The sequence below is a fragment of the Streptomyces sp. NPDC047130 genome (assembly GCF_040643475.1).
Lineage (GTDB): Bacteria > Actinomycetota > Actinomycetes > Streptomycetales > Streptomycetaceae > Streptomyces.
Map to the genome: position 1 here is coordinate 18,972 of NZ_JBEYUK010000033.1, position 16,588 is coordinate 35,559.

Consider the following 16,588-nt stretch of genomic DNA (forward strand, 5'->3'; position numbering starts at 1 on the left):
GCCTTTCGCCCTTCTCCTGCCGTCGTCCCGACCGCTACGGGAGGGTGAGGACCATGCCCGACACCAGGCGGTCCGGGTCCTTCCCGATCAGGTCGCGGTTCTCCTCGTAGAGGGCGCGCCAGCCGCCCTTGACGCCTTCCGACTTGGCGATGGAGACCAGGCTGTCGCCGGCCCGCACCTGGTAGGTGTCCGCGGGGGCGGCGTGCCGGCCCGAGGTGCCGGAGCCGGACTGCGCGGCGGTCTCGTCGGCGCTGGGGCCGCGGTGGCGGCCGGAGCCGGAGGAGGAACCGGTGCTCTCCTCCTGCGCGGTGTCCCCGCCGAAGAGCGGGGTGTCGTCCTGGAAGAGGGGACCGTCGCCGTCGCCGAACAGCGGGGCGTCCTCGTCCGGCGCGTCCTCGCCGGTGGCGCCGTCCTGCTCGCCGCCGTCGCCGCGGACCGGGACGTCCTCGCCGGAGCCGCCCTTGCCGGTCCCGCCCTTGTCGCTGTCGTCCTTGCCGCTGTCGCCGCCGACGCCGTTCTGGCCGTCCTGGCCGTTCTGGCCCCCGCCGGTCTCGGGCAGGTCCGGGATCACCGGGCTGCCGGTGCCGGTGTCCACCAGGCCGAGGTCCTGGCCGAGGTCCAGGAGGCCGCCGCCCTGCGCGGAACCGTAGCCGGAGCCGGGGAGGAAGCCGTGGTCCGAGGCGCCGTTCGCGCCCTCGCCGGACCGCCCCTGCCCACGGGCGTCACCGGTCTCGCCGTCCACGACGCCCGACTTGTCGCTGTTGCGGCTCCTGTCGCTCTTGTCGGTCTTGCCGCTTTCGCCGGTTCCGGCCAGGTCGCCGCCGACGGAACCCCAGCCGGAGGCCGAGCCGTCGAAGGCGCCGGGGCCGGTCACGTCGCCGGTCCGCAGCGCGTCCACGCCGGTGTCCACCTCGGCGGCGGGGCCGTCCTCGCGCAGACCGTTCATGGCGCCGCAGGCCAGCCACGGGGTGGCTCCCTGCTCGGCGAGGATCCGCTCGGCCACCGCGATCTGCTGGGAGCGGCTCGCCTCCGACGGCTTGGAGGCGTACGACAGGCCGCCGTGCTCCTCCCACTGGTCCTGGGAGAGCTGCAGGCCGCCGTAGAACCCGTTGCCGGTGTCGGCGCTCCAGGCGCCGCCGCTCTCGCATTCGGCGACCCGGTCCCAGGTGGCCCCCTCGGCCGCGCCGGCGCTCGAGGCCGCGAACAGCGGGAGGGCGAGTGCGGAACCGGTCACGCCGGCCGCGACGACGACCGCCGGCGCCTGACGGGGGCGGCGGTGACGACCGTTTCCGGAGAGCATGCGGGTGGCCTTTCGTCGACTACAGGGGCCGCGTCGACCCGGTCGGCATCCCGCCGCAGGGGTCGTCGCGTCTGTGCGGGAACGTAGCCGGTGATCAACGTTCGTCACAACTCGATGTCGCAAGGAACACACGAACGTCACGGAACTGTCGAGGTCGTGCTTCCACTTGAGCCCTGCTCGGGGGCGAACTCGACCGGAAGAGTTCGCAGGCCACGCATGATCAGTCCGCCCCTCCATCGCAACTCGGCGGGCTCCAGGCCCAGTTGGAGGTCGGGGAGCCGAGTGAGCAAGGTCGCGAGGGCGGTTCGGCCCTCGAGCCGGGCCAGGGGGGCGCCGAGGCAGTAGTGGATGCCGTGTCCGTAGCCCAGGTGCTGGTTGTCCCGCCGGGACAGGTCCAGGGTGTCCGGTTCGGCGAACCGCTCCGGGTCCCGGTCCGCCGCCGCCAGCACCACCAGGACCGGGTCGCCCGCCGCGATCCGCTGCCCGCCGACGGTCAGCGGCTCGGTGGCGAACCGCCAGGTCGCCAGCTCCACGGGGCCGTCGAAGCGCAGCAGTTCCTCGATGCCGGTCTCCAGCAGGCTCTCGTCGCCCGCCGCCAGCGACCGCTGGAGCCGCTCGCGCTCCCCGGGGTGGGTGAGCAGGGCGTAGGCGCCGTTGCCGATCAGGTTCACGGTCGTCTCGAAGCCGGCGAAGAGCAGGATGAACGCCATCGCCGCGGCCTCGTTCTCGGTGAGGTGCTCCCCCTCGTCCGAGGCGCGGATCAGGCCGGAGATCAGGTCCTCGCCGGGCGCGGGTTCCGCGGACAGCGCCTCGCGCTTGCGGTGGATCAGTTCGGCGAGGTAGCCGCGCATCTTCTTCACCGACCGCGCCACGCCGCCGCGCGGGCCGCCGCCGTGGCGGATCATCATGCCCGCCCAGTCGCGGAAGTCGTCCTGGTCCTCGCGGGGGACGCCGAGCAGGTCGCAGATCACGTAGATGGGGAGCGGGAACGCGAACTCGTGGATCAGGTCCGCGCTGCCGCGCGCGGCGAACCCGTCGATCAGGGTGTCGGTGAGCTCCTGCACGCGGGGGGCGAACTCCGCGACGCGGCGGGGGGTGAACGCCTTCGACACCAGGCGGCGCAGACGGGTGTGGTCCGGCGGGTCGATGTTCAGCAGGTGCGTCATCAGGTCGGCCTTGCGCTCGCCGGGGATGCCGGTCTTGTTCCGGGCGTGCGCGGGCTCGTCGTGGTGCGCGGGGTTCTTCGACAACCGGGGGTCCGCGAGGGTCTGCCGGGCGTCGGCGTACCGGGTGACCAGCCAGGCCTCGACGCCGCTGGGCAGCCGGGTGCGGTGCACGGGGGCGTGCTCGCGGAGCCAGGCGTAGGCGGGGTACGGGTCGGTGGCGAACTCCCAGGTGAAGAGTTCCGGGGCGGACGGTTCGGGGTGCGGCTCGTTCACCCCACGACGGTACGCGGGACCGCGGAGCGGTGCCGACGCGGACCTCGGCGGGGCCGACGCGGACCTCGGCGGGGGCGCGCGGTGCCCACCGCCGCGTGGGCACCGGTCCCGCGCGCCACCGGGCGCCGTCCGCCGCCGGACCCGTCCAACCGGCACTGCGGTGCCCGTCCGTGGGTGGTCCGCCCGCTCCCGAACCTCGGCGCGCGGGAGCGCGGCAGCGCGCAGGTAGCGCCCCGTGGGCCGCCCGAGGGGCCCGGCCGGCCCCGGAGGCCCGCCCGCGCCGCGGCATCATGCCGCGGGGGCAGGCCGGGGGTGAGGTCAGGGCGCGGGAGGGGTTTCCGCCGCGTGGATGGCGTCGCGGTAGGCGCGGGCGGCCGCGCGGAGCGCGGACTCGGGGTCGACCCCGGCCGCCTCGGCGCGGACCGCGAGGGTCAGCAGTTCGTACCCCACGCCCTCCCCCGCCGGCAGCGGCGCCTCCAACCCGGCCTTCCGCGCCCGCGACGCCAGCTTCGCCGCCAGCGCCAGCGCCGGCTGGCCGAGCGGCACCCCCTCGGTGACCGAGGTCCGCTGCTTCTCCACCGCCTTGGTCCGCAGCCAGTGCTCCTCGACCTCTTCCGGCGTCGCCGCGGACTCCTCGCCGAAGACGTGCGGGTGCCGGTGGATCAGCTTGGCGACCAGACCGCCCGCCACGTCGTCCACCGAGAACGGCTCCTCCTCGTCCTCCTCCGCCATCCGCGCGTGGAAGACCACCTGGAGCAGCACGTCCCCGAGTTCCTCCCGCAACTCCTCGCGGTTGCCCGTCTCGATCGCCTCGACCAGCTCGTACGCCTCCTCCAGCGCGTACTTGGCGAGGCCCTCGTGGGTCTGCTGCGAGGTCCACGGGCAGTCCGTCCGCACCCGGTCCATGACCTGGACGAGGTCGAGGAGCCGCGCGCCGGGCAGGTCGTAGGAGGCGGGCAGCAGCTCCAGGTCGGGCATCCGCACGCGGCCGGAGCCGGCCAGCCGGGCCAGCCCGTCGGTCAGCGCGGGCTCGCCCTCGCCGCCGGCGACGACCACCACCGTGCGCCCGCCGGCCGCCGCGTCGACCAGCTCCGGGGCGGAGAGGGACGCCTCCTCCACCGTCACCCCCGCCTCGCGGAGGTACGGGAGCTGCGGGTGCGCGCCGTCCGCGCAGAGCACCCGGTCCGCCTCGCGCAGCACGTTCCAGGCGGGCCAGGACAGCAGGCCGGGGGCGACCCGGTGGCTGGTGGTGAGCAGGACGACGCGGCCGGGGGCGTCCGTGGAGCTGGTGACGTTCACCCTTCGAACGTAACGCAGCGGTGCGACACCCCTGGCCCGCGGTCCGCGGGCGCCGGTCCCGTCAGGCTGCCTCGACGTCCCGCACCCACGGGGTCCTGAGGTCCGCCCGCGCGCTCTTCTCCGCGTCCCAGGTGCCGTAGCGCGGGTTCAGTTCCACGCCGAGGTCCTTGGACGACGCGGCGAGCGCCTTGCCGAACTCGGGGGTGTCGGTGGCGGTGCCCAGCTTCTGGGCGAGTTCGCTCGCCGCGACCTGGAGGCGGAGGTTCTCCTCCAGCCGCTCGGGGGCGACGCCGTACTGCTGGAGCCAGGTGGTCTCCAGCCCCTGGCGGCCGCCGAGCTGCCGCTCCAGGTTGGTCCGCAGGTCCTGGACCTCCTTGCGGGAGACGGTGACCCCCGCCTCCTCGGCGGCGTGGTGCAGGACCCGGTCGAGGACCATGCCCTGCACGGTGAAGCGGGCGAGGCTGCCGGACTGGGCGACGACCTGCCGGTACTGGTCGTCGTCGGGGACCGCGGCGCGCTGTGCGTCGCGCACCTCGCGCACCCGCTCCTCGACCTGGGCCTGGGTGATCCGCTGGTCGCCCACGACGGCCGCGGCGCCCGGTTGCGAGCCGGTCCCGCAGGCGGTGAGCAAAGGCGCCGCGAGGGCGGCGGAGAGGAGGAGCGCGGTACGGCGACGGCGTTGCAAGGAAACCTCCCGGTGGAGTTTGTGCTTCGGTGCACAAAGTCTTGCGATGATCGATGGTAGGCAGCGCGCGGGCTGTGAACCAGCCCTTGGCGCCAACGTCGTGCCAACGATCGAGGACTTCCCGCGCAACGCGCTCCTCGGCGGGCTCGGCCCTCGGCGACCGCCCTGTCACCTCCTCCGGGGCCACGGCCGGCCCGTCGACGCGTCGGCGGTGGACGGCCACGGGGCGAACCCGCAGTTCGAAGGGGACGGTGCGGTTCACGAGCAGGCCCGCACGGCCCGGCGTCACCCGTAGCCGGGCTGCCAGTCCAGGCGGCGGAGGGCGGTGAGGTCGCCGCGGACCAGGAGGGTCAGGACGCGGAGGGCCTCCTCGCGGGTGACCCCGGGGAGGTGGCGGGGGCGCGGGTCGGGGTGCTCGAGGTTCTCCAGGACGAGAGTTCCGCCCGGGAACGCGGAGACGGTCCAGCCGGAGTCGTCGTCGGTGACCGACACGTCCGGGTGCTCGTCGTCGCGAGGGCCGTCGAGTTCGGCGAGGAGCGCGGGGAGGCCGGCCTCGGTGCCGGTGTCCATGGCGCCGTCCCGGTGGGTGAAGGTGACGGGGCCGGGGACGGGCCGGAGGAAGTGAAGGGGGAGGTCACGGAGGCCACGGAGGTCACGGGGCGTTCGGGTCAGCCGCGCATCCGGCCGAGCCACTCCAGCGTGCGGCGGAGGTCGCCGACGAGGGGGTGGGTGGGGCCGTGGAGGCGTTCGACGTCGAGGGCGAGGCGGGCGAGGGTGTCGTGGGCGGCCTGGCGGTCGCCGAGGGCGAGGAGGAGGTGGCCGATGCGGCGGCGGAGGTCGTGGGCGCGGGCGGGGTCGCCGCCGGCGTACGGGTTCTCGTAGGCGGGGAGCAGCGCGCGGTACTCGGCGAGCGCGGCGGTGGCCTCGCCGAGCTGCTCCAGGCACAGGGCGGCGTCGAAGCGGAACCCGAGCGCCTGCGGGTCGTCGTGGCCGGCCTCGGCGGCGCGTTCCTCGGCGAGGCGGCGCAGTTCGGGCAGGGCGCGGCGGTACTGGCCGTCGTCCATGAGGGTGGCCGCGTAGAGCTTGCGCAGGGTGCGGACCACCGGGGAGCGCTCGCCGTGCTGGTCCGCGGCGTCCGGGAGGATCGAGCCGAGGATGTCCACGGCCTGGGTGATCCGGCCGTCGCCGAGGAGCCGCTTGACCTCGTCGACCGCGTCGGCCACGGCGGGCCTGGGCGCGGCGGGGGCGGCCGGTCCGGCGGGAGGCGCGGTGGGCCGGGGCGCGGGGGTGCGGGCGCGGTCCGGCCAGGGGGCGTGCGGGCGCAGGAAGGGCCGGGTGGGGTCGAGGGGCGCGCCGCTGGGCATGCCGCGGTCGGGCAGCAGCGGCAGCAGCGCCTCGTAGACCTCCTGGGCGGATCCCGGGCGGGCCTGGGGGTCCTTCTCCAGGAGCCGCAGCACCAGCCGTTCGAGCGGCTCGGGCACCTCGGGCCGCAGGCGGCGGACCGGCAGCGGCGGCTCGTAGAGGTGGCGGTGGAGCACGCCGAGGGCGGTGGTCCCGGCGAACGGGACCTCGCCGGAGAGGAGTTCGTGGAGCACGACGCCGAGGGCGTACAGGTCGGTGTAGGGGCCGACCGCACCGCCCATGGCCTGCTCGGGCGCCATGTAGGCGGGCGAGCCGATGGGCGAGCCGGTGTGGGTGAGGCGGGTTGTGTCGCTGTCCATCACGGAGGCGACGCCGAGGTCCAGCACGGTCACGGTGCCGTCCTGCTTGACCATGACGTTCCGCGGCTTGAGGTCGCGGTGGACGATCGGCACCGCGTGCACCGCGCTGAGCACCGCGCACAGCTGGGCGGCGACGGCGGTGGCCCACGGCCACGGGTACGGGTCGTGCTCGGCGAGGTGGTCGGCGAGGTCCGCGCCGTCGACGTACTGCATGACCAGGTACAGGTCGTCGCGTTCGCTGCCCGCGTCGTGGACGGTGACCAGGCCGGGGTGGTCGACCTGGGCGGTGACCCGGCATTCGCGCAGGAAGCGGCGGCGCAGCTCCTCGGCCTCGTCGCCGGCGACCCGGTCCGGGCGCAGCAGCTTGACGGCGACGCGGCGGTCGAGGCGCCGGTCGTAGGCGGTCCACACCTGGCCCATGCCGCCCTGGCCTATGAGCGTGGAGAGTTCGTAGCGTCCGGCGACGACGCGGCCGGTCGCGCTCACCTGCCGCCCTCCGGCCCGCCGTCCTGCTTGCGCAGGAGTTCGCTGAGCTCGTCGAGTTCGGCCCGCACCTGGTCGATGCGGCCGCCGGACGGGGGCGTGGCGGGCGTGGCGGGCGGCGTGGACGGCGGGATGGGCATGGTGGGCATGGTGGGACCGTTGGGACCGGTGGCGGGGCGCGTCGGGACCGGGGTGGGCGTGGCGCCGCCGGACCAGGTGCCGTGCTGCTGCGGGACGGCGGGGTAGCCGTACGGGCCGGGGGTCCGCGGCGGGTAGCCGTAGCCGGCGCCGGCCGGTGCGGCGCCCGGGACGGCGTACGCCGGGCCGGGGAACGGAGCCTTCCGGCGGCGTTCGAAGTGCCGGATGTCGGCGGCGAGGTAGTAGGCGATCACCGCGGTCAGGGTGATCAGCAGGAGGGCGGCGCCCCAGTTCTGGGCGGGGGTGTTCTCGCCCTCGTCGGGCCCGGTGACGAGCAGCGCGCCCGCCACGAACGTCAGCACGACGGAGAGGACGAACAGCCCCCAGTCCAGCGCCCTGCGGGTCACCAGGGCGAGCCTGAGCATGGGCGCCCACAGCAGCATGCCGATGCTGCCGACCGCGATCACCACGAACAGGACGCGCAGGAAGACCAGCACCCCGGTCGACGGTGACGTCCGGCCCGGCGGGACCGGCTGGGGAAGCGCGTGGCCGTGGCCCTGCATGGCGTCTCCTGCGTTTCTTCACATTGGCTGCCAGCAGGGTACTGGCCGGTCGGACCGCCGGGCCCCGTAGTGCCGGATCCGTTGCCGGATCGCAGCGACGGGCGGGGGCTGCCCTGCCGCGCGACCGGTTCCACCGCCGAGTGGGCGTCAGGCGGGCGGGAGCAGACTCTCCGTGAGGGAGTCGTGGGAGCCGCGGACCAGGCGCTCGCCGAGCCGGGCGACCTGGCGGAGGGCGCCCTCGAACTCGTCCAGCGCGCGGAACCGGTCACCGTGGCGGCGCTGTTCCTCCAGCGGCAGCCGCGGTACCCGCAGGCGGCGGACGTCGAGCCGGGTCGCGGTGGAGGCGAAGCTGCTCGCGCGGCGCTGGTTGGCGGTGCCGCGCAGGAGACCGGCGAGGAACCACGGGTCCAGGGTCTGCGGGTCGGGGCGCAGCAGCACCAGGTTGCGGCCGAGGACGGCGCCGGCCGTCGCCTCGTCGATCACCCGGGCCACCCCGTCGCCGCCGGACACGGGGAGGACGACGTCCCCGGGGCGGGTGATCACGGTGTCGTCGTCGCGGTCGTCGACGCCCTGCCCGTCGCCCTGGCCGCTGCCCGGCCCGCCGCCCTGCCCGCCGCCCTGCCCGGCGCCCTGCCCGGCGCGGTCGGTGGACCGGGGCGCCCGGCTGCGGGCGCCCGCCGCGGTCGGCCGGGCGGCGGGTGCGGCTGAACCGGCCTGAGCGACCGGAGCCGCCGGAGCCGCCGGAGCCGCCGGTGCGGTTCCGGTGATGACGTCGAGGTCGGTGAGGACGGGCAGGCCGCGGCGTCCGGCGGCGCCGCCCGTGACGAGGGTGAGCGCGCCGCCCCGGACCAGCTCGCCCACGGTGGTGACCGGCGCGGGCACGGGGTCCCCGGACGCCGCGGGGGCGGGCTCCGGGGGGTGGGGGGCGAGGTCGGCGGTGAGCCGCAGGGTCGCGCCGAGGCGTTCGCGCACCGCGACCAGTTGCTCGGGGCCCTCGGCCGTGACCTGCGGGGGCAGGTGGCGGGCGGGGGTGAGGTCGACGTCGTCGTCGAGCAGGTCGATGGCCGGGACGGCGCGGGCGACGCCGGGCCGCTCCTGGAGGGTGCCGGTGCGGTCGTGGGCCTGCCAGGCGGCGAGCGCGATCTCCCGCACCGCCGCGCAGTCGGGGCCCGGCCGGGCGGCGGCGCCGGTGCCGGTGCCGGCGGGGAGCGGGGCGTGGGCGCCGGCGGTGTCGACCATCAGCACCTCGGGGTGCGCGGGCGCCCGGCCGGGGCGGCGCAGCACCCACAGGTGGAGCGGCAGGCCGTGCGGCGGCGCGGTCCCGGCCGGCAGGGCGATGACGGCCCGCAGCGCGCCCCGGCGCAGCAGGTCGGCGCGGATGCGGCGGCCGGAGCGGCGGGACGCGGCGGCGGGCGGCATCAGCAGGACGGCGGTGCCGCCCTCGCGCAGCCGGGCCAGGCAGTGCTGGACCCAGGCCAGCTCGGACTCGGTGCGGGCCGGGAAGCCGTACTCCCAGCGGGGGTCGTAGGCGAGTTCCTCGTGGCCCCAGGTGCGCTCGTTGAACGGGGGGTGGCAGAGGACGGTGTCGGCGCGGAGGGCGGGAAACGCGTCGCCGCGCAGGGTGTCGGCGGCGGCGGTGCGCACCGGGCCGGAGGTGTGCAGGGCGAGGCGCAGCGCGGTGAGCTCGGCCAGGGCGGGGGCGCTGTCCTGGCCGTGGAGTTCGCGGCCCGGATGAGTGCGGGCGGCGGCGCGCAGCAGCGAGCCGGTGCCGCAGGCGGGGTCGAGGACCACGCGGGAGGCCGGCTCGTCCGGTCCCGTGACGTCGGCCAGGTCGGCCATCAGGTCGGCGAGGCCGGGCGGGGTGAGGGTGTGCTGGCGCGGGTCGACGAACCGGTCGAGCAGGAACTCGTAGGTCTGGCGGGCGCCGTTCTCGGCGGCGAGTTCGGCCGCGCCGCGCAGCAGGGGCACGGAGGGGAGGAGTTCGGGTCCGGTGGGCGGGCGCACGGCGGGCGGGCCGGCGGCTCCTTCCCCGCCGCCGCCCGGGGCGGGGCCGAGCCGCCGGCCGAGGAGCTGGGCGAGGTCGGCGGGGAGCAGGGCGGCGAGCCGCTCGTCGGAGCCGGCCGCCAGTTCCAGCCAGCGGGTGGGGCGTTCGTGGACGAGGAGGAGGACGCAGCCGGTCTGGGTCAGCGCGGCGGCCGGGCCGTCGGGATGGCCGGCGACCTGCTGCCAGACCCGCTCCCGCAGCGGGACCTCGGCCAGCTTGCCCTGGCGGCGCAGCCACTCCTCGACCTCCGCGAGGAGGAAGGCGGGGCTGGACTCGGTGCCTCCGACGGGCTTGGGGAAATCGGCGTGCCGGCGACGCCAGTTGCTCACGGCAGCGCGTCCCACCCCGGCCAGCCGGGCGATTCCGGCGGCCGTCACCTCGGTCGCGTTCTCCTGCACGGGGCCCCTCTCCCTCGTCGGTGTGCAGAGCATAGCCAGCCGACTCCTCACGTTCACAGTGTGAACGACCCACTTCCTGTGAACGTGGTTGACCGCGTTCACAATCTCTGCTGAGATATGCCTCGTCCGACAGGGCCGCAGGGAGCGCCGGGGGGCGCACATCCCGCACCAATGCACCCCTGCACCCGTCGGCAACCGGCCTCACCGGACGTGATGTTCACAAGAAAGCACCTTGTTTCATCACAAGACCATCTCGGCCCCGAATATCTGGTTGATCCGGTTCACAGAGCATGATCTGCTTGCCCAGCCTGCGCGTGGACACGACAACGCGCGGCGGTTACGACCCTTGGAGGGGGAAACGATGTCCCAGCAGACGCCTTACGCGCCGGTCGCCCCGGTGTACAAGCCGAAGAACGGTCTCGGCACGGCCGGTATGGTCCTCGGCATCATCGGTGTGGTGCTCAGCCTGTTCGTGGTGCTGTTCTGGATCTCCGGTCCGCTCGGCATCCTGGCGCTGATCTTCGGCATCGTCGGTCTCGGCCGCGTCAAGAAGGGCCAGGCCACCAACAAGGGCGCCTCGATCGCCGGCCTCGTGCTCGGCATCGTCGCCACGCTGATCTCGGCCTTCTTCCTCGTCTCCACCGTCCTCTTCGTGGACGCGGTGAGCGACGAGATCGACAAGCTGGAGAAGGACGCCACCGCGACCGCCCCGAAGGACCCGTCCGAGGGCAAGGGCGAGGCCCCCAAGGAGGGCGAGCTGCTCGCCCTGGGCGACGGCATGGAGTTCGAGGACGGCCTCGTGGCCACCGTCACCAAGGTGGAGAAGTACACCCCGGGTGAGTTCGCGGTGGGCCACGAGAAGGGCAACGACGCCTACCAGGTGACCGTCGAGATCGACAACGGCTCCAAGGAGAACGTGGACCTGGCCCTGGGCACGGTCGACGCCACCGCCGGCGAGGAGGGCACCCCGGCCGAGTCCATCATCGAGGAGGACAACATCGGGATGTTCGAGGGCTCCGTCGCCGCGGGCAAGAAGACCACCCAGACCTTCAACTTCTCCGTGCCCTCCGGCACCGAGAACCTGGTCGTCGAGGTCTCCCCCAGCTTCGACTACGACTCGGTCCTCTGGGACCTGAAGCTCTGACGCTCCCGAGGAACCGCCTCACCGGGGGGGATCTTCCGACGCAGGGGCCGCACCGCCAACAGGCGGTGCGGCCCCTGCGGTCGTCCTCCCCCGCGCCGGCTCCCGGTCAGGCGCCGTGCCGGTCGCCGTGTCAGCCGCCGCACTGCCGCAGCATGGCCTCCTTGTCGGCCTTGGTGACCGGGAGTTCGTACTTCAGGGAGACCTGGGCGAAGCGCACCGCGAAGGCGCAGCGGATCGGCTTGCTGGGCGGGACCCAGGTCGCCGGGCCGGAGTCGCCCTTGGCCGAGTTGGTGGGACCGTCCACCGGCAGCAGGTTGAGCGGGTCGTTGGCGATGGCCTCCCGCTTCTCACGGGTCCACCGGGACGCGCCCATCTGCCAGTTGTAGGACAGCGCCATCACGTGGTCGATCTGCACCTCGGCGGCGTCCGCCTTGACCCAGTCGATGTCCTTGCCGGTGTAGGGGTCGGCGAGGGTCATCGCGACGACCACGCAGTTGGAGCCGGAGCGGAACTCCAGGTCCTCGCCGTCCCGTTGGAGCAGGTCGTTGCGGGTGTCGCAGCCGTTGCGGGAGAACGGGACGTCGGCCGTGTCCAGCCAGGCCTCGCCGAACTCGTCGCGGTCGTAACCGGTCTTGGGCCCGCGGCCCTTGACGGCCACCTTCTCGATCAGAGCCCGGGCCTCGGCGCGGTCGGCGTCGGAGGACACCACCGCGAGACCGGGCTTGGTGCCGTCGGGGTTGTCGAGCGGGCTCACCGCCCGGCCCGCCGCGGCGGCCGGCCCGGAGGGCGAACCCGCCGCGTCGGAGGGTGAGTTGTCCACGGAGCCGCCGGGCGCCTGACACCCGGAGGCGAGCACCACCGCCGCGGCGAGGGCGGAGAGGGCGCCGAGGGCGCGGCGGCGTTCGCCGACTGGCCTTGCTGTGCGCATAGTTCGCTACCTCCGGTCGTGTCGGAACTGCAGGAACTGATGCGATCATGCCCCCGGCGGTGGCACCCATTCCGTTTGTCACCCGTACGGGTCCGGGCGCCGCACGGCCCCTCGGGCCACCACGCCACGCGACGGCGCGAGGGGCGGACCCGCGCCGTCGCGGACCCGCCCCTCGCGCCTGGGCCTCTCGTGCCGGGGCCCCTCGCGCCTGGGCCCCTAGGAAAGCACCGTGGTGAGGAACTCGCCCGTCCAGGACAGCAGTTCCCGGCCGGACAGCGGCTTGCCGCCGATCTTCGCGGTCTTGGGCCGCGGCACCAGCACCTGCTGCGCGCTCGCCTTGACGACCGTCCCCGGGTAGACCCGCTTCAGCCGCAGCTCCTGCGACTCCCGCAGGTCCACCGGCGCGAACCGGATGTTGTTGCCCTGGAGCACGATCTCGCCCACCCCGCAGGAGCGGGCCAGCATCCGCAGCCCGGCCACCAGCAGCAGGTTCTCCACCGGCTCCGGCAGCTTGCCGTACCGGTCCTGGAGCTCCTCGCGGACCGAGGCGATGTCCTCCTCGGAGTTGGCGGAGGCGATCGACCGGTAGGCCTGCAGGCGCAGCCGCTCGCCCGGCGCGTAGTCGTGCGGCACGTGTGCGTCCACCGGCAGCTCGATCTTCACCTCCAGCGGCGGCGGCTCCTCCTCGCCGCCCTCGAGCGACGCCCGGAACTCGGAGACCGCCTCGCCCACCATCCGCATGTACAGGTCGAAGCCGACGCCGGCGATGTGACCGGACTGCTCGCCGCCGAGCAGGTTGCCCGCGCCGCGGATCTCCAGGTCCTTCATCGCCACGTACATGCCCGCGCCGAGGTCGGTGTGCTGGGCGATGGTCGCCAGCCGCTCGTGCGCGGTCTCGGTCAGCGGCTTCTCCGGCGGGTACAGGAAGTAGGCGTAGCCCCGCTCGCGGCCGCGGCCGACCCGGCCGCGCAGCTGGTGCAGCTGGGAGAGGCCGAAGTTGTCGCCGCGCTCCACGATCAGCGTGTTGGCGTTGGCGATGTCGATGCCGCTCTCGACGATCGTCGTCGAGACCAGCACGTCGAACCGCTTCTCCCAGAAGTCGACGACGACCTGCTCCAGCGCCTGCTCCGACATCTGGCCGTGCGCCGTCGCGATGCGCGCCTCGGGCACGATCTCCCGCAGCCGCGCCGCCGCCCGGTCGATCGACTCCACCCGGTTGTGGATGTAGAAGACCTGGCCCTCGCGCAGCAGTTCGCGCCGGATCGCCGCGCCGATCTGCCGCTCGTCGTACGGTCCGACGAAGGTGAGCACCGGATGGCGCTCCTCCGGCGGGGTGGTGATCGTCGACATCTCGCGGATGCCGGTGACCGCCATCTCCAGGGTGCGCGGGATGGGCGTGGCGGACATGGTCAGCACGTCCACGTTGGCGCGCAGCTTCTTCAGCTGCTCCTTGTGCTCGACGCCGAACCGCTGCTCCTCGTCGACGATGACCAGGCCCAGGTCCTTGAACTTCGTCTCGGACGAGAACAGCCGGTGGGTGCCGATGACGATGTCGACCGAGCCGTCCCGCAGCCCCTCCAGCGTCGCCTTCGCCTCGGTCTCCGACTGGAACCGGGAGAGCGCCCGCACCTTCACCGGGAACTGCGCGTACCGCTCGCCGAAGGTGCCGAAGTGCTGCTGCACCAGCAGCGTGGTCGGCACCAGCACGGCGACCTGCTTGCCGTCCTGGACCGCCTTGAAGGCGGCGCGGACCGCGATCTCGGTCTTGCCGTAACCGACGTCGCCGCAGACCAGGCGGTCCATCGGGACCGACTTCTCCATGTCGGTCTTGACCTCGGCGATGGTGGTGAGCTGGTCCGGCGTCTCCGCGTACGGGAACGCGTCCTCCAGCTCCCGCTGCCACGGGGTGTCCGGGCCGAAGGCGTGGCCGGGCGCCGCCATCCGCGCGCTGTACAGCCTGATCAGGTCGGCGGCGATCTCCTTGACCGCCTTCTTCGCCCGCGCCTTGGTCTTCGTCCAGTCCGCGCCGCCCAGGCGGTGCAGGGTGGGCGCCTCGCCGCCGACGTACTTGGTGATCTGCTCGAGCTGGTCGGTCGGGATGTACAGCCGGTCCCCGGGCTGGCCGCGCTTGGCCGGCGCGTACTCCACCACCAGGTACTCGCGGGTGGCGCCCTGCACGGTGCGCTGCACCATCTCCAGGTAGCGGCCGACGCCGTGCTGCTCGTGCACGATGTAGTCGCCCGGCTCCAGGGTGAGCGGGTCGATGGCCTTGCGGCGCCGGGCCGGCATCTTCGCGCCGTCCCGGGTGGCCGTGCGCTGACCCGACAGGTCCGTCTCGGTGAGGACCGCCAGCTTCAGCGCCGGGTCCACGAGGCCGTACTCGATGCCGCCGCACGAGACGTGCACCAGGGACGGCGTGAGCTCGGTGAGGTCCTTGTCCAGGCGGGCCGGCACGCCCTCCCCGCCCAGCACCTCGGTGATCCGGGCGGCCGGGCCGTGGCCCTCGGTGAGGAAGACGGTGCGCCAGCCGTCGGCCACCCAGCCCTTGGCGTCGGCCAGCGCCCGCGCGGTGTCGCCGCGGTAGGTGTCGGGGGCCCGCATGCCCAGCTTGAGCGTGTCGCCGTCGGAGAACTCGTCGCTGATGTCGTCCGCGCCGAACGGCGAGACCGACCACCAGAGCATGCCGAGCTCGCGGGCCCGGTCCCGGACGTCGGCCATCGACCACAGGGAGGCCGCGTCCACGTCGATGGGGGCCTCGCCCCCGCCCGCGGTGGCCGCCCAGGACGCCTGCAGGAACTCCTGCGAGGTCGCCACCAGGTCGGTGGCGCGGGTGCGGACGCGCTCCGGGTCGCACACCACGGCCATCGAGCCCTCGGGCAGGACGTCGAGGAGCAGCTCCATGTCGTCGACCAGCACCGGCGCCAGGGACTCCATGCCCTCCACGGCGATGCCCTCGGCGATCTTCCCGAGCAGTTCGCCCAGCTCGGGGTGTTCCTCGGCCAGCTCGGCGGCGCGTCGGCGCACCTCGTCCGTCAGCAGCAGCTCACGGCAGGGCGGCGCCCACAGACCGTGCTCGGCCACCTCCAGCGACCGCTGGTCGGCCACCTTGAAGTAGCGGATCTCCTCGACGTCGTCGCCCCAGAACTCGACGCGGAGCGGGTGCTCCTCGGTCGGCGGGAACACGTCCAGGATGCCGCCGCGGACGGCGAACTCGCCGCGGTTCTCCACCAGCTCGACGCGGGAGTACGCGGCGGCGGCGAGCGCCTGGACGACGTCCTCCAGGTCGGCCTGCTGCCCCGTGCGCAGCGCCACCGGCTCCAGGTCGCCGAGGCCCTTGACCTGCGGCTGGAGCACGGAACGGACCGGCGCGACGACCACCTGGACGGGGCCCGCGCCGGGGTCGTCGGCGCTGGGGTGCGCGAGGCGGCGCAGTACGGCGAGGCGGCGGCCGACGGTGTCGCTGCGGGGGCTCAGCCGCTCGTGCGGCAGCGTCTCCCAGGACGGGTACTCCACGACCGCGTCCGGGTCGAGGAGGGACCGCAGCGCGGTGGCCAGGTCCTCGGCCTCGCGGCCGGTGGCGGTCACCGCGAGGACCGGGCGGCCGGCGTCCCTGGCCAGGGCGGCCACCGCGAAGGGGCGGGCCGCGGGAGGGCCGACCAGGTCGACGTGGGTGCGGTGGCCCTCGGTGGCGGCGGCGACCGCCTCGGCGAGTGCGGCGTCCTTGACGACGGCGTCGAGCAGACCGTGCAGGCTCATGGAGGCCTTTCCGTACGGCGGGGTTCTCGTGTCACGCGAAGCGCCCGGTACGCGCCGCGCACCGGGGGTTCCAGCGTACGTCTCCGCCGCCCCCCTCCGCCGCCCGCGACCGGCTCACCGCGCCGGGGGCGGCCGTGCTGCACCCCCGGGAGGACGGGTCAGGGGGCCGGGCGCTGGGCGGGGAGGTCGAGGGTGGTGAGGCGGGTGGGGGCGGTGCCGGTGAGGAGGGTGGTGAGGGCCTGGTCGATGCCGGCGCCGAGGAACCAGTCACCGGCGTGGTCCAGGGCGTAGACCCGGCCCACCGCGTCCACGGCCACCAGCGCCCCGGTCTCCGCCTCCGCGCCCACCGGGCACAGCTCGGTGCCCAGCGCCCGCCCCAGGTCCCCGAGGGTGCGGGCCATGTGCAGCCCGTGCATGGGGTCCATGTCGAGCGCGGCCGGGGCGACCTGCCGCCCCGGCCCCTGCGGCACGATCAGCAGGCCGCCGAACTCCGCCCACGCCTCCACCGCCGCCGGGAACACCGCGTGGGTGTGCCCGGCCGGGGAGGCGTGCTCGCGCAGGGCGTCGGCCCACACCTCGGCCTGCCGGATGTCCCAGCGCCCCGGCTCCCACCCGGCGGCGCGCAGCGCGGCGTCGACCGGAACGGCGAAACGGGTCGTGGAGGTTGGCTCGGCGTGCATGGCGGATTCG

General features: G+C 74.5%; 12 protein-coding genes. 1 reads left to right on the forward strand and 11 read right to left on the reverse strand.

The features are described from left to right. Positions 1–34: 34 nt before the first annotated feature. The 8 genes from ABZ836_RS27585 to ABZ836_RS27620 form a co-directional block, all read right to left on the reverse strand. Positions 35–1,300, reverse strand: a complete 1,266-nt coding sequence (locus tag ABZ836_RS27585; RefSeq protein ID WP_361146554.1) for a transglycosylase family protein — start codon at positions 1,298–1,300, stop codon at positions 35–37. 137 nt (positions 1,301–1,437) lie between these two features. Then, positions 1,438–2,739: a cytochrome P450 gene (locus tag ABZ836_RS27590; protein ID WP_361146557.1), complete on the reverse strand. Its 1,302-nt coding sequence runs from the start codon at positions 2,737–2,739 to the stop codon at positions 1,438–1,440. A 318-nt stretch (positions 2,740–3,057) separates the two neighbouring features. Then, positions 3,058–4,038: a nucleoside triphosphate pyrophosphohydrolase gene (locus ABZ836_RS27595; RefSeq protein WP_356135487.1), complete on the reverse strand. Its 981-nt coding sequence runs from the start codon at positions 4,036–4,038 to the stop codon at positions 3,058–3,060. Positions 4,039–4,099: 61 nt separating this feature from the next. Further along, positions 4,100–4,723 carry a SurA N-terminal domain-containing protein gene (locus tag ABZ836_RS27600; protein ID WP_356135489.1) on the reverse strand — a complete coding sequence of 208 codons (624 nt, stop codon included), beginning with the start codon at positions 4,721–4,723 and terminating at the stop codon, positions 4,100–4,102. A gap of 285 nt (positions 4,724–5,008) precedes the next feature. Further along, the gene (locus ABZ836_RS27605) at positions 5,009–5,293 is read right to left on the reverse strand and encodes a hypothetical protein (RefSeq protein WP_361146561.1); all 285 of its coding nucleotides are present in this window, start codon (positions 5,291–5,293) and stop codon (positions 5,009–5,011) included. A 98-nt stretch (positions 5,294–5,391) separates the two neighbouring features. Continuing rightward, entirely contained in the window at positions 5,392–6,930 is a 1,539-nt protein-coding gene (locus ABZ836_RS27610; protein ID WP_356135493.1) for a serine/threonine-protein kinase, read from the reverse strand. Further along, the gene (locus tag ABZ836_RS27615) at positions 6,927–7,628 is read right to left on the reverse strand and encodes a hypothetical protein (RefSeq protein ID WP_361146565.1); all 702 of its coding nucleotides are present in this window, start codon (positions 7,626–7,628) and stop codon (positions 6,927–6,929) included. Before ABZ836_RS27615 ends, ABZ836_RS27610 begins: the two co-directional genes overlap by 4 nt. Before the next feature lie 147 nt (positions 7,629–7,775). Then, positions 7,776–10,070 (reverse strand): N-6 DNA methylase, encoded by a 2,295-nt coding sequence (locus ABZ836_RS27620; RefSeq protein WP_361146568.1) that lies wholly within the window; start codon positions 10,068–10,070, stop codon positions 7,776–7,778. A gap of 361 nt (positions 10,071–10,431) precedes the next feature. Here ABZ836_RS27620 and ABZ836_RS27625 point away from each other — a divergent pair, with 361 nt between their 5' ends. Beyond that, positions 10,432–11,214 (forward strand): DUF4190 domain-containing protein, encoded by a 783-nt coding sequence (locus ABZ836_RS27625; protein WP_356135499.1) that lies wholly within the window; start codon positions 10,432–10,434, stop codon positions 11,212–11,214. A 130-nt stretch (positions 11,215–11,344) separates the two neighbouring features. On the opposite strand, the gene ABZ836_RS27630 is transcribed toward ABZ836_RS27625, so the two are convergent. The 3 genes from ABZ836_RS27630 to ABZ836_RS27640 form a co-directional block, all read right to left on the reverse strand. Beyond that, positions 11,345–12,142: an HNH endonuclease family protein gene (locus ABZ836_RS27630; protein ID WP_356135501.1), complete on the reverse strand. Its 798-nt coding sequence runs from the start codon at positions 12,140–12,142 to the stop codon at positions 11,345–11,347. 216 nt (positions 12,143–12,358) lie between these two features. Next, entirely contained in the window at positions 12,359–15,898 is a 3,540-nt protein-coding gene (mfd, locus tag ABZ836_RS27635) for a transcription-repair coupling factor (RefSeq protein WP_356135503.1), read from the reverse strand. A 158-nt stretch (positions 15,899–16,056) separates the two neighbouring features. Beyond that, positions 16,057–16,578 carry an SUKH-3 domain-containing protein gene (locus ABZ836_RS27640; protein WP_356135505.1) on the reverse strand — a complete coding sequence of 174 codons (522 nt, stop codon included), beginning with the start codon at positions 16,576–16,578 and terminating at the stop codon, positions 16,057–16,059. Between the last annotated feature and the right edge of the window lie 10 nt (positions 16,579–16,588).

What these genes read in the sequence shown, in the direction of transcription:
- ABZ836_RS27615 (WP_361146565.1), bottom strand. Translation starts at nt 7,628, where the DNA reads ATGCAGGGCCACGGCCACGCGCTTCCCCAGCCGGTCCCGCCGGGCCGG.
- ABZ836_RS27585 (WP_361146554.1), bottom strand. Translation starts at nt 1,300, where the DNA reads ATGCTCTCCGGAAACGGTCGTCACCGCCGCCCCCGTCAGGCGCCGGCG.
- ABZ836_RS27605 (WP_361146561.1), bottom strand. Translation starts at nt 5,293, where the DNA reads ATGGACACCGGCACCGAGGCCGGCCTCCCCGCGCTCCTCGCCGAACTC.
- ABZ836_RS27625 (WP_356135499.1), top strand. Translation starts at nt 10,432, where the DNA reads ATGTCCCAGCAGACGCCTTACGCGCCGGTCGCCCCGGTGTACAAGCCG.
- ABZ836_RS27640 (WP_356135505.1), bottom strand. Translation starts at nt 16,578, where the DNA reads ATGCACGCCGAGCCAACCTCCACGACCCGTTTCGCCGTTCCGGTCGAC.
- mfd (WP_356135503.1), bottom strand. Translation starts at nt 15,898, where the DNA reads ATGAGCCTGCACGGTCTGCTCGACGCCGTCGTCAAGGACGCCGCACTC.
- ABZ836_RS27630 (WP_356135501.1), bottom strand. Translation starts at nt 12,142, where the DNA reads ATGCGCACAGCAAGGCCAGTCGGCGAACGCCGCCGCGCCCTCGGCGCC.